The organism is Citrobacter sp. MGH100, assembly GCF_001034465.1.
GTDB lineage: Bacteria > Pseudomonadota > Gammaproteobacteria > Enterobacterales > Enterobacteriaceae > Citrobacter > Citrobacter youngae.
On sequence record NZ_KQ089800.1, the window covers coordinates 172,324 to 183,788 of the forward strand.

Here is an 11,465-nt window from a genome sequence, read left to right on the forward strand (position 1 = left end):
CGGCCTGCCATAATCAATCGTTACGTTTTTCCACCAGCTTATCCAGGAACTGCCACAGCTTCTCATTCATCTGCTGATAATCCCATGCGCGCATCTCTTCAACAGAACGGATGAAACGCTTCCCTTTGGCTTCGGCTAACTCCTGCTCAGAGTGCTGAATTAATCCTTCGACCGCTTCGGCGGTAAACTCCATATGGCACTGAAAGCCATAGACAAAATTACCGTATTGTACGATTTGTCGTGGGCAGCCAACGCTTGTGGCAAGAATTGTCGCCTGGTCGGTTAATCCTGGCATATCGTTGTGCCAGTGACCGACCATCAGCGGCGATCCAAAGTGGGCGATCAGCGGGTGCGCTTTACCTGCTTCAGTCAGTGTAATGGGAAAATGACCAATCTCTTTTTCCGGGCTTTGACATACTTTCGCGCCCAGCGCTTCGCCAATGAGCTGTGAACCTAAGCAGATCCCCACCACAATTTTGCGTGCCGCAATCGCCTGGTTGATCAGGTGCTGTTCGGCCTGAGAGTCAAAATACGGGCACTCCGCCAGCGTGGTGCGTGGAGACTGCGGACCGCCAAAGACGACCAGCATATCGAAGCCATCGGCATTGGCGGGAACCGATTCTCCGGCGTAAACCCGTGACCAGCTGATGGTATAGCCACGTGATTCGGCCCACGGCAGATACGCGCCAGCAGATTCAAAAGACTCATGAATAACAAAATGAACTCGCACTTTTTCTCTCCTGTTAGCGCTTTTGCGCCTGATGAATATCAGCCGCCAGCTTATGAATATCGTTGTCGTTTAAGGTCGACAGCGTAATGCGCAGACCGTGCGATGGTGTATTCACACCAAATACCTCGCCTTCGCGTACCAGCCAACCGGATTTTGCCAGGGCAAAAGCAAGTGATTGACTGTGGTGCGCCAGAGGCAGCCACAGATTCAGACCATCAGCGACGGGCAGATCAATGCCATATCCTCTGAGAGCGGTGGTCAGTTTTTGCTGCTGTGTTGCGTAAAACTGCTGAGTCTGCACCAGCTTATGTTGATACTCTTCGTCGCTCAGGCAGGCGCAGGCTAAATCCTGAAGCAGATGGCTGACCCACTGGCTACCGGAGTTGAGTCGTAACCGCAGTTTTGCTGAAGTGACCGGATCGCTGGCCACAATGGCCAGGCGTAAATCTGGTCCTAACGTTTTTGACATCGAGCGGACAACCGCCCAGTGCGTGGTTTCCTTCGCAATCACCGGATACCAGTGGCAAGCAGATAGCAGCGCAAAGTGGTCGTCGACGATCACCAGCGTCTGCGGATAGCGGGCCAGAATTTCCTGCAATTGCGCCGCGCGTGAGGCGCTCAGGCTGCATCCCGTTGGGTTGTGAGCCCGCGGCGTCAGGATCACCGCCCGCGCACCTCTTTGTAACGCAGCCTCCAGCATGTCGGGTTGCATGCCTTCGTTGTCTACGGTGACCGGGCTCGCTGAGAATCCCGCATAACGCAACATATTGATGCTACTTAAAAAGCAGGGATCTTCTACCGCGACGCTATCGCCCGGCAATAAATGGGCGCACAGTAGCCGTTCAATGGCATCAATAGCACCGCTGGTGATATCAATTTCCCCCACGGCAGGGAGGGCATCCTGCATCCAGCGTGTGGCCCAGGTTTTAAGCTCAGGCGATACGACGGCATCGCCATACAGACGTGGATTCTTATTTATTTGCGCGAAATAACGGCTGAGATCGGGGAGACAAGTTGGCGCAGGGTTACCGCCGGAAAGGTCGGTAAGCGGGGTATCCGGGTTTCCACCTTCCAGCGCAACGGGGGCAGAAATTTCTTTGATCACCGTGCCATTACGTCCGAGGCTCTGCGCCAGTCCGGAGGTGACAAGGCGTTTATAAGCCGCCGCGACAGTATTACGGTTAACGTTCAATGCTGTTGCCAGTTCACGCACCGGTGGCAACGTTTCTCCTGCTGCCAACGTGCCTGTAGCGACATGTTGACGAATACTGTCAAAAATTTCGTTAGCGGTTTTTCCGTCGATCATTATTGACCTATGACAAAATGAATTTTAGCATATGACGATAATAGTGAGGCGTTAGCCCGCTGTCCAGCGAGAGGAGAGATTTATGGAGCAGGGGAGTGATATTCAGTCAGTGCTCTTCGACGACAAGCATCGGGCGTTACAAACCGATATCGTCGCCGTCCAGTCACAGGTGGTGTATGGCAGCGTAGGCAACAGTATCGCCGTCCCAGCCATCAAAGCGCAGGGATTACGCGTCACCGCGATCCCAACGGTGCTGTTCAGTAATACACCGCATTATGAGACCTTTTATGGTGGTGTTATCCCGGCCGACTGGTTTAGCGGCTATCTTCGCGCCTTAAATGAGCGCGATGCGTTACGTGAGCTAAAAGCGGTGACCACGGGGTATATGGGCAGTGCGGAACAAATCGCTCTGTTGGCACAGTGGCTGGAGACCGTTCGGGCTACCCACCCGGATCTGTGTATTCTGGTCGATCCGGTGATTGGCGATACGGACAGCGGCATGTACGTAAAGGCTGAAATACCGCAGGCGTATCGCAAACATCTGTTACCGCTGGCACAGGGACTGACGCCAAACGTGTTTGAGCTGCAGATATTGAGCGGTAAACCGTGTCGCACGCTGGATGAAGCGATATCGGCAGCCAAATCGCTGCTCACTGATACGCTGAAATGGGTGGTGATCACCAGCGCACCGGGAGAAACCGAGGAGGTCATTCAGGTTGCCGTTGTGACAGCTGAAACGGTTGAGGTGTTGGCTCATCCGCGAGTGAAAACGGATCTGAAGGGGACTGGCGATCTGTTCTGTGCCGAGCTGGTGAGCGGCCTTGTGATGGGCAAAGCGCTGACGACCGCGACGCACGATGCTGCACAGCGGGTGCTGGACGTGATGACGTGGACGCACCAGTGCGGTTGTGATGAATTAATTCTGCCACCGGCAGGGGAGTCGCGATGAAGAGTTACCGGCTGGTGGTTCGCCAGAATGGGCGTATGGTTGGACATTTTGACACCAGCGGGACAGAAGCGCTGGAAGATATCTGCGTGGCGCGGGCCATGTTTGGCATTGCGGGTGGTTACGACTGTGAGTTGTTGGTGGCGGATTCGGAACGACGGATGCTGGAAAGCGGGCCGGAGGGCATGAAAATCCTGATGCGCGAAGCGTATTATCGACCGATGACCGCGCACATTTAATGGCGGATGAAGTGTATAAAAAAATGGCGCCAATCGGCGCCATTTTTCTCTGCGGCAAGAATTACTTCTTGATGCGGATAACCGGGGTTTCACCCACGGTCACGCTACCGGACAGTTTGATCAGTTCTTTGATTTCGTCCATGTTGGAGATAACAACCGGAGTCAGGGTAGACTTGGCTTTTTCTTCCAGCAGCGGCAGATCGAATTCAATAACCGGGTCGCCCACTTTCACGCGCTGACCTTCTTCAGCGATACGCTTGAAACCTTCGCCTTTCAGTTCAACGGTATCAATACCGAAGTGAACAAACAGCTCAATGCCGCTATCAGATTCGATAGAGAACGCATGGTTGGTTTCAAAGATTTTGCCGATGGTGCCATCTACAGGAGCAACCATTTTGTTACCGGTTGGTTTGATAGCAATACCATCACCAACGATTTTTTCAGCAAAAACTACATCCGGCACGTCTTCGATGTTGACGATCTCGCCAGAGAGCGGAGCAACAATCTCAATAGTTCCGGTGTCTTTCTTATCATCAGAAACCAGAGATTTCAGTTTATCGAACAAACCCATGATCTTCTCCTAAGCAGTAAATTGGGCCGCATCTCGTGGATTAGCAGATTGTTTTTTCTTCAATGAACTTGTTAACCAGCGTCATTAACTCGTCCGTTGTCGGTTGAGCAAGAGCCTGCTCTGCTAACACCTTCGCATCTTCGAAGTTCGTGTTACGGATAATCTTCTTAATGCGCGGGATAGAAATGGCGCTCATAGAGAATTCGTCCAGACCCATCCCCAGCAACAGAAGTGTAGCACGTTCGTCGCCTGCAAGCTCACCACACATGCCGGTCCATTTGCCTTCAGCATGAGAAGCATCAATAACTTGCTTGATCAGCGTCAGAACAGATGGCGACATCGGTTGGTAAAGGTGTGAAATCATATCATTACCACGGTCAACTGCCAGGGTGTACTGCGTTAAATCATTGGTACCGATACTAAAGAAATCAACTTCTTTGGCTAAATGACGCGCAATGGTTGCCGCAGCCGGTGTTTCCACCATCACGCCAATCTCAATGCTTTCGTCAAATGCTTTACCTTCGTCGCGCAGTTCCTGTTTGTAGATTTCGATCTCTTTGCGCAGTGCGCGCACTTCTTCAACAGAGATAATCATCGGGAACATGATGCGCAGTTTGCCGAAAGCAGAGGCACGCAGAATAGCGCGAACCTGGTCACGCAGGATCTCTTTACGATCCATCGCGATACGTACGGCACGCCAGCCCAGGAACGGGTTCTCTTCTTTCGGGAAATTCATGTACGGCAGTTCTTTATCGCCGCCAATGTCCATGGTACGGACGATAACCGCCTGAGAGCCACACGCTTCAGCAACGGCTTTATACGCAGCAAACTGTTCTTCTTCAGTTGGCAGCGATTCACGGTCCATGAACAGGAATTCGGTACGATACAGACCCACGCCTTCAGCGCCATTACGCTCAGCGCCTTCAACGTCACGAACGGTACCAATGTTGGCACACACTTCAACCTGATGTCCGTCCAGCGTGATAGCCGGCAGATCTTTCAGCTTAGCGAGTTCCGCTTTCTCGGTAGCAACCTGCTCCTGAACGGCACGCAGTTGTTCGATAACTTCGTTAGTTGGGTTGACGTAAACCTGATTGTTTACGGCATCCAGAATCAGATAGTCGTCGTTTTTCACCTGAGAGGTGACGCCACCAGTACCGACGATGGCCGGCAGTTCCAGAGAACGCGCCATGATTGAGGTATGAGAGGTACGTCCACCTGCGTCAGTGATGAAACCCAGCACCTTCTCGAGGTTCAGCTGTGCAGTTTCTGACGGGGTCAAGTCAGCGGCAACCAGGATAACTTCCTCCTGGATAGCGCTCAGGTCGATAATTGCCAGACCCAGGATGTTACGCAGCAGGCGTTTACCGATGTCACGTACGTCAGCCGCACGTTCTTTCAGGTATTCATCATCCAGCTCTTCCAGGGCTGTGGCCTGACCTTCGATAATCTCATGCGCAGCGGCGTCAGCCGTCATGTGCTTATCTTTAATCAGGGCTATGATTTCCTGCTCCAGCTCCTCATCTTCGAGCAGCATAATATGCCCTTCAAAGATGGCTTCTTTTTCTTCACCGAATGTTTCACCAGCTTTGGTTTTGATCGCTTCCAGTTGCGCAGATGCCTTGGCACGACCGCTCAGAAAACGTTCAACTTCCTGATCAACCTTGTCGGCAGAAATTTTTTTCCGGTCAATGACGATTTCGTCTTCTTTCAGCAGCAGTGCCTTGCCGAAAGCGATACCCGGGGATGCTAAAATGCCTGAAATCATAACCCTACCTTACTTGTGACTGATATTTAAAAGAACTCGTTGAACTTACTCGAGTTCAGCCATCAGTTTAACCAGATGCTCAACTGCTTTCTGCTCGTCTTCGCCTTCTGCGGAAAGGGTAACAACGGTGCCCTGAGTCAGGCCCAGAGTCTGCAGCTTAAACAGGCTTTTTGCGCTAGCGCTTTTGCCGTTGGAAGTCACAGTGATTTCAGACGTAAAGCCTTTTGCTTCTTTAACAAATTGAGCAGCAGGGCGAGTATGCAGACCGTTCGGAGCGGTAATGGTAACTTCTTGCTGGAACATTATATTTCCCCAACTTATAGGTTTAGTGTTGTGGAACTAAAGTCTAGCCTGGCGGTTCAACTTTAGCCTGTATTGTTAGCGTCGACGTAAACAGGACGCGACACAAAAGGAGTTCGGTGCAATCCGTTGCTGGCAACTTCTTGCCGCTGACGTTTCGTTCGTCATTAAACATTATGCCGCGAAAGGAAGAGTTGAACCAAATCATAAAATCGATTCAGCTAGCGCTTTTCCTGTAACGATTAATTTCGCGCATCAAAATAATTAGTTTGGTTAAATACCAGTTCCGGCGGGCTGAATCAATGCCAGGTGGGTTGAAACTTTGAAGCAGGCCACAAAAAAGCACCCAAAAGGGTGCTTTTTTACGCGTTTTTAACATGCTGGCATTACTGTTGCAGTTCTTTCTCAGTGAAGAGATCGGCAAACAGTGCTGTGCTCAGATAACGCTCACCCGATGACGGTAGAATAACCACTATATTCTTATTGGTAAAGGTTTCATCTTCCTGCAGCTTAAGCGCGGCAGCAACGGCAGCACCTGAAGAGATACCTGCCAGAATACCTTCTTCTTCCATCAGGCGACGCGCAGTAGAGATTGCTTCATCATTGGTGATGGCGACGACTTTATCGATAAGTTTCAGATCAAGGTTGCCTGGAATGAAGCCTGCACCGATGCCCTGAATTTTATGTGGACCTGGTTTAAGTTCTTCACCCGCCAGCGCCTGGGCGATAACCGGAGAGTCTGTCGGCTCAACGGCAACGGTGATGAGGTCCGTTTTGCCCTTGGTCCCTTTAATGTAGCGAGTCACCCCGGTCAGCGTACCGCCGGTACCTACGCCAGAGATAAACACATCAACCTGACCATCGGTATCTTCCCAGATTTCCGGGCCGGTAGTTTTCTCGTGGATTTCCGGGTTAGCCGGGTTGCTGAATTGCTGAAGCAGCAGGAATTTTTCTGGGTCGCTGGCAACAATCTCTTCTGCCTTTTGAATCGCGCCCTTCATGCCTTTCGCGCCTTCGGTCAGCACCAGGTTTGCACCCAATGCCTTCAGCAATTTGCGACGCTCAATGCTCATGGTTTCTGGCATCGTCAGGGTGAGTTTGTAACCACGGGCGGCAGCAACGTAGGCCAGTGCGATCCCGGTGTTGCCGCTGGTTGGTTCGACCAACTCAACGCCCGGCTTCAGTACACCACGTTTTTCGGCATCCCAAATCATATTGGCACCGATACGGCATTTGACGCTGAAGCTCGGGTTACGTGACTCCACCTTCGCCAGAATGCGTCCGTTACCGATACGGTTCAGTCGAACCAGCGGCGTATGACCGATAGTCAGCGAGTTGTCTTCAAAAATCTTACTCATGGCCTGTCCTTAACTGTATGAAATTGGGATACCGCTTCAGCATACCTGTTGAGAAAGTATGGGGAAGTAAGGATTTAGCATATCTATATTCAGAAAGGAAATATTCGACGTCAGTATGGAATAAGGGACGGCATAAGCCCCCCCTGTTTTACACATTTTTGCATTACTTCCATAACGCGTGTTTAGCACGATAGCAGTCTACCCACATCGCCGTGGCACCACAAACCGCAACCGGCATGATGAACAGATTGAGCACCGGGATCATCGTAAACAGACTGGTTAGCGCACCGAACTGCATGTTGGTGACTTTGCGTGTGCGCAGGGCGATACGCATCTCTTTAAAGGGCACTTTGTGGTTGTCGAACGGATAATCACAATATTGAATAGCCAGCATCCACGCACTGAACAGGAACCACAGTACCGGGGCAACGGTCTGCCCCACGCCGGGGATAAAATAGAGGAGCAGTAACACAAAGGCGCGCGGGAGATACCACGCCAGCTTTTGCCATTCGCGCTTCATAATACGGGGCACATCTTTCATGATGCCAAGAACGCCAGTGTCAGGCGGTGTTGCACCTGTCAGGCGGGCTTCGAGTTGTTCTGCCAACAAGCCGTTAAACGGTGCGGCAATCCAGTTGGCGATGGTAGAGAACAGGTAGCCAAACACCAGTAGCACGGAGATCGTGACAATCGGCCATAGCAAATAGCTAAGCCACTGTAGCCAGTTCGGGACGTGGCTCATCAGCGCAGGGATCCAACTGTCCAGTTGCGTAAACAGCCACCAGAATGCGCCGCCCATTAGCAGAATATTCACCAGTAAAGGCAGGATAACAAAGCGACGAATTCCCGGTTGAGTGATGAGTTTCCATCCCTGAGAAAAGTAATAAAAACCGCTGCGAGGTACAACTGCAGATGATGAAACCATGGTCAGGACATACTCCTTGTTATATGAGCTCTGGTAAACTTTGCGTATCTTACCGGGTTGTTGAGCGTTAGGCTGTTCAGAAATGTTCGAAAAAACAGCAAAAAGCACGTTTTTATTCATCTTTATGCCGTGAAAGCCAAGAGTGCACTTGCACTTGGCGTAATCGGCAAATACTCTTAGTGAGTAAATGTTTGCCGTGGTGGCAAGGTGTTAGAACAACAGAGAATATAATGATGCAGGATTTGCGTCTGATATTAATCATTGTTGGCGCGATCGCCATAATCGCTTTACTGGTACATGGTTTCTGGACTAGCCGTAAAGAACGGTCTTCTATATTCCGCGATCGCCCACTGAAACGCATGAAGTCTAAACGTGATGACGAGGATTCCTACGACGACAACGTCGAGGAAGACGAAGGCGTGGGCGAAGTCCGCGTGCATCGTGTGAATCATGCTCCCGGCAGCGCTCAGGAACATGGTGTTCCTCCTCAGTCGCCGCAACACCAGTACCAGCCGCCTTATGCGTCTGCTCAGCCGCGTCAACACGCGCAGCAGCCTGCACAAGCGCCTGTACCGCCGCCGCATGTTCAGCAGCCGCCGCAGCCCGTACAACCGCAGCAGCCGGTGCAACATCAGCCTGTTCAGCAGCAACCTGCGCAGCAGCCGATGCAACATCAGCCCGTTGCGCCGCAGGTTCAGCAGCCCGCGCCACAACCTGCGCCACAGACCTTCCAGCCAGCAGAGCCTGTTGTTGAACAGCAACCGAAGCCTGAACCGGTTGTTGAAGAAGCGCCCGTTGCTGAAAAACCGCAGCGTAAAGAAGCGGTCATCATTATGAACGTTGCGGCGCATCACGGCAGCGAGCTCAACGGTGAAGTGTTGCTCAACAGCATTCAGCAGGCTGGTTTTAAATTTGGCGATATGAATATTTTCCATCGTCATCTCAGCCCGGATGGTAGTGGCCCGTCGCTGTTCAGTCTTGCCAATATGGTTAACCCAGGGACGTTTGACCCTGAGATGACCGGCGATTTCAGCACGCCGGGCGTCACTATCTTTATGCAGGTTCCGTCCTATGGTGACGAGCTGCAAAACTTCAAGCTGATGCTGCAGTCCGCACAGCACATTGCCGATGAAGTGGGCGGTGTGGTGCTCGACGATCAACGTCGCATGATGACGCCGCAGAAACTGCGCGAGTATCAGGACCGCATCCGCGAAGTTAAAGAATCTCACGCCTGATTTTCCTCTGGCGTGACCTCTCCTTTCTGAACCCCCGCCTGTCGGGGGTTTTTTATCATTGATGGTGCGATATGGAATCAATCGAACAACAACTGACAGAACTGCGAACCACGCTTCGCCATCATGAGTATCTCTACCATGTGATGGATGCGCCGGAAATTCCTGATGCGGAATACGATCGTCTGCTGCGCGAACTGCGTGAACTGGAAGCGCAGCATCCTGAACTTGTCACGCCCGATTCACCCACCCAACGCGTAGGTGCCGCACCACTGGCGGCATTCAGCCAGATCCGTCATGAAGTGCCGATGCTGTCGCTGGATAACGTGTTTGATGAGGAGAGTTTTCTCGCTTTCAATAAGCGCGTTCAGGACAGACTGAAGAGCACGGATAAACTGACCTGGTGCTGCGAGCTTAAGCTGGACGGCCTGGCGGTCAGTATCCTGTATGAAAACGGTGTGCTGGTCAGCGCGGCAACGCGTGGTGATGGTACGACTGGCGAGGACATTACCTCGAACGTGCGCACCATCCGCGCGATCCCGTTAAAACTGCGTGGCGATAACATTCCGACGCGTCTGGAAGTGCGCGGCGAGGTGTTCCTGCCGCAGGCCGGGTTTGAAAAAATCAACGAAGAGGCCCGCCGTACTGGCAACAAAGTGTTTGCTAACCCGCGTAATGCGGCGGCTGGGTCATTACGCCAGCTCGATCCACGTATTACAGCGAAGCGACCGCTTACTTTCTTCTGCTATGGCGTCGGCGTGCTGGAAGGCGGCGAACTGCACGATACCCATCTGGGTCGCCTGCTGCAGTTTAAAGCGTGGGGCCTCCCGGTCAGCAACAGGGTAACGTTGTGCGACTCTCCGGAGGAAGTACTCGCTTACTATCATAAGGTTGAAGAAGACCGGCCAACGCTTGGATTCGATATTGACGGCGTGGTTGTCAAAGTCAACTCCATGGCGCTGCAGGAGCAACTGGGCTTTGTTGCCCGCGCACCGCGCTGGGCGGTAGCCTTTAAGTTCCCGGCGCAGGAACAGATGACTTTTGTTCGCGACGTTGAGTTTCAGGTCGGTCGTACCGGCGCGATTACGCCTGTCGCCCGCCTCGAGCCAGTGCAGGTGGCTGGTGTGCTGGTGAGTAACGCAACGCTGCATAACGCTGACGAAATCGAGCGGCTGGGTTTGCGTATTGGCGACAAAGTTGTTATTCGCCGTGCGGGCGATGTCATCCCGCAGGTGGTGAACGTCGTACTCTCCGAACGCCCGGAAGATACGCGCGAAATCGAGTTTCCCACCCACTGTCCGGTATGCAACTCTGACGTTGAGCGTGTGGAAGGCGAAGCCGTTACTCGCTGCACTGGCGGTTTAATCTGTGGTGCGCAACGTAAAGAGTCACTCAAACACTTCGTTTCCCGCCGTGCGCTGGATGTTGACGGTATGGGCGACAAAATTATCGATCAACTGGTCGAGAAAGAGTACGTGCACACGCCAGCGGATCTGTTCACGCTGACCGCCGGTAAGCTGACTGGCCTCGATCGTATGGGGCCGAAGTCGGCGCAAAACGTAGTGAATGCGCTGGAAAAAGCGAAAGAAACCACCTTTGCCCGTTTCCTGTATGCGCTGGGCATTCGCGAAGTCGGTGAAGCCACGGCGGCTGGCCTGGCGGCGCATTTCGGTACGCTGGATGCGCTGGAGGCGGCCTCTATTGAAGAGCTGCAAAAAGTACCGGATGTCGGCATTGTGGTGGCCACTCACGTGTTTAACTTCTTTGCCGAAGAGAGTAACCGCGAGGTGATCGTGCAACTTCTGGCGCAGGGGATCCACTGGCCAGCGCCGGTGGTTATCAACGCTGAAGAAATCGACAGCCCGTTTGCCGGTAAAACGATTGTGCTGACCGGTAGCCTGAGCCTGATGTCACGCGATGACGCCAAAGCGCGTTTGACCGAGCTGGGCGCAAAAGTGGCGGGGAGCGTGTCGAAGAAAACCGATCTGGTGATTGCGGGGGAAGCGGCGGGCTCTAAACTGGCAAAAGCGCAGGAGTTGGGCATTGCCGTTATCGACGAAGCTGAAATGATCCGCTTGCTGGGTGCCTGA

At 52.7% G+C, this 11,465-nt stretch carries 11 protein-coding genes; 4 read left to right on the forward strand and 7 right to left on the reverse strand.

Annotation, left to right across the window (positions count from 1 at the left end):
* Nucleotides 1-13: 13 nt before the first annotated feature.
* Nucleotides 14-730 (reverse strand): type 1 glutamine amidotransferase, encoded by a 717-nt coding sequence (locus SK32_RS00770; RefSeq protein ID WP_048210981.1) that lies wholly within the window; start codon nucleotides 728-730, stop codon nucleotides 14-16.
* 13 nt (nucleotides 731-743) lie between these two features.
* Nucleotides 744-2,036 carry a MocR-like B6 salvage transcription factor PtsJ gene (gene ptsJ / locus SK32_RS00775; protein WP_048210982.1) on the reverse strand — a complete coding sequence of 431 codons (1,293 nt, stop codon included), beginning with the start codon at nucleotides 2,034-2,036 and terminating at the stop codon, nucleotides 744-746.
* Between the two features lie 82 nt (nucleotides 2,037-2,118).
* On the opposite strand from ptsJ, the gene pdxK reads away from it, so the two are divergent.
* Together pdxK and SK32_RS00785 are read left to right on the forward strand one after the other, a co-directional pair.
* Nucleotides 2,119-2,985 (forward strand): pyridoxine/pyridoxal/pyridoxamine kinase, encoded by an 867-nt coding sequence (pdxK, locus tag SK32_RS00780; RefSeq protein WP_048210983.1) that lies wholly within the window; start codon nucleotides 2,119-2,121, stop codon nucleotides 2,983-2,985.
* Nucleotides 2,982-3,221, forward strand: a complete 240-nt coding sequence (locus tag SK32_RS00785) for a hypothetical protein (RefSeq protein WP_048210984.1) — start codon at nucleotides 2,982-2,984, stop codon at nucleotides 3,219-3,221. Before pdxK ends, SK32_RS00785 begins: the two co-directional genes overlap by 4 nt.
* Nucleotides 3,222-3,282: 61 nt before the next feature.
* Here the strand turns inward: SK32_RS00785 and crr are convergent, their stop codons facing one another.
* The 5 genes from crr to cysZ form a co-directional block, all read right to left on the reverse strand.
* Nucleotides 3,283-3,792 carry a PTS glucose transporter subunit IIA gene (gene crr / locus SK32_RS00790; protein WP_000522253.1) on the reverse strand — a complete coding sequence of 170 codons (510 nt, stop codon included), beginning with the start codon at nucleotides 3,790-3,792 and terminating at the stop codon, nucleotides 3,283-3,285.
* Nucleotides 3,793-3,832: 40 nt separating this feature from the next.
* Nucleotides 3,833-5,560, reverse strand: a complete 1,728-nt coding sequence (gene ptsI / locus SK32_RS00795) for a phosphoenolpyruvate-protein phosphotransferase PtsI (RefSeq protein ID WP_048210985.1) — start codon at nucleotides 5,558-5,560, stop codon at nucleotides 3,833-3,835.
* Nucleotides 5,561-5,605: 45 nt separating this feature from the next.
* Entirely contained in the window at nucleotides 5,606-5,863 is a 258-nt protein-coding gene (ptsH, locus tag SK32_RS00800; RefSeq protein ID WP_002913505.1) for a phosphocarrier protein Hpr, read from the reverse strand.
* A gap of 383 nt (nucleotides 5,864-6,246) precedes the next feature.
* Nucleotides 6,247-7,218 (reverse strand): cysteine synthase A, encoded by a 972-nt coding sequence (gene cysK / locus SK32_RS00805; protein ID WP_003038091.1) that lies wholly within the window; start codon nucleotides 7,216-7,218, stop codon nucleotides 6,247-6,249.
* Nucleotides 7,219-7,381: 163 nt separating this feature from the next.
* Nucleotides 7,382-8,143 carry a sulfate transporter CysZ gene (gene cysZ, locus SK32_RS00810; protein ID WP_086523404.1) on the reverse strand — a complete coding sequence of 254 codons (762 nt, stop codon included), beginning with the start codon at nucleotides 8,141-8,143 and terminating at the stop codon, nucleotides 7,382-7,384.
* Nucleotides 8,144-8,373: 230 nt separating this feature from the next.
* Here cysZ and zipA point away from each other — a divergent pair, with 230 nt between their 5' ends.
* Nucleotides 8,374-9,378 carry a cell division protein ZipA gene (zipA, locus tag SK32_RS00815; RefSeq protein ID WP_048210987.1) on the forward strand — a complete coding sequence of 335 codons (1,005 nt, stop codon included), beginning with the start codon at nucleotides 8,374-8,376 and terminating at the stop codon, nucleotides 9,376-9,378.
* A gap of 71 nt (nucleotides 9,379-9,449) precedes the next feature.
* Nucleotides 9,450-11,465 carry an NAD-dependent DNA ligase LigA gene (ligA, locus tag SK32_RS00820; RefSeq protein WP_048210988.1) on the forward strand — a complete coding sequence of 672 codons (2,016 nt, stop codon included), beginning with the start codon at nucleotides 9,450-9,452 and terminating at the stop codon, nucleotides 11,463-11,465.

What these genes read in the sequence shown, in the direction of transcription:
- ptsH (WP_002913505.1), bottom strand. Translation starts at nt 5,863, where the DNA reads ATGTTCCAGCAAGAAGTTACCATTACCGCTCCGAACGGTCTGCATACT.
- pdxK (WP_048210983.1), top strand. Translation starts at nt 2,119, where the DNA reads ATGGAGCAGGGGAGTGATATTCAGTCAGTGCTCTTCGACGACAAGCAT.
- zipA (WP_048210987.1), top strand. Translation starts at nt 8,374, where the DNA reads ATGATGCAGGATTTGCGTCTGATATTAATCATTGTTGGCGCGATCGCC.
- cysK (WP_003038091.1), bottom strand. Translation starts at nt 7,218, where the DNA reads ATGAGTAAGATTTTTGAAGACAACTCGCTGACTATCGGTCATACGCCG.
- ptsI (WP_048210985.1), bottom strand. Translation starts at nt 5,560, where the DNA reads ATGATTTCAGGCATTTTAGCATCCCCGGGTATCGCTTTCGGCAAGGCA.
- cysZ (WP_086523404.1), bottom strand. Translation starts at nt 8,143, where the DNA reads ATGGTTTCATCATCTGCAGTTGTACCTCGCAGCGGTTTTTATTACTTT.
- crr (WP_000522253.1), bottom strand. Translation starts at nt 3,792, where the DNA reads ATGGGTTTGTTCGATAAACTGAAATCTCTGGTTTCTGATGATAAGAAA.
- ligA (WP_048210988.1), top strand. Translation starts at nt 9,450, where the DNA reads ATGGAATCAATCGAACAACAACTGACAGAACTGCGAACCACGCTTCGC.
- SK32_RS00785 (WP_048210984.1), top strand. Translation starts at nt 2,982, where the DNA reads ATGAAGAGTTACCGGCTGGTGGTTCGCCAGAATGGGCGTATGGTTGGA.
- ptsJ (WP_048210982.1), bottom strand. Translation starts at nt 2,036, where the DNA reads ATGATCGACGGAAAAACCGCTAACGAAATTTTTGACAGTATTCGTCAA.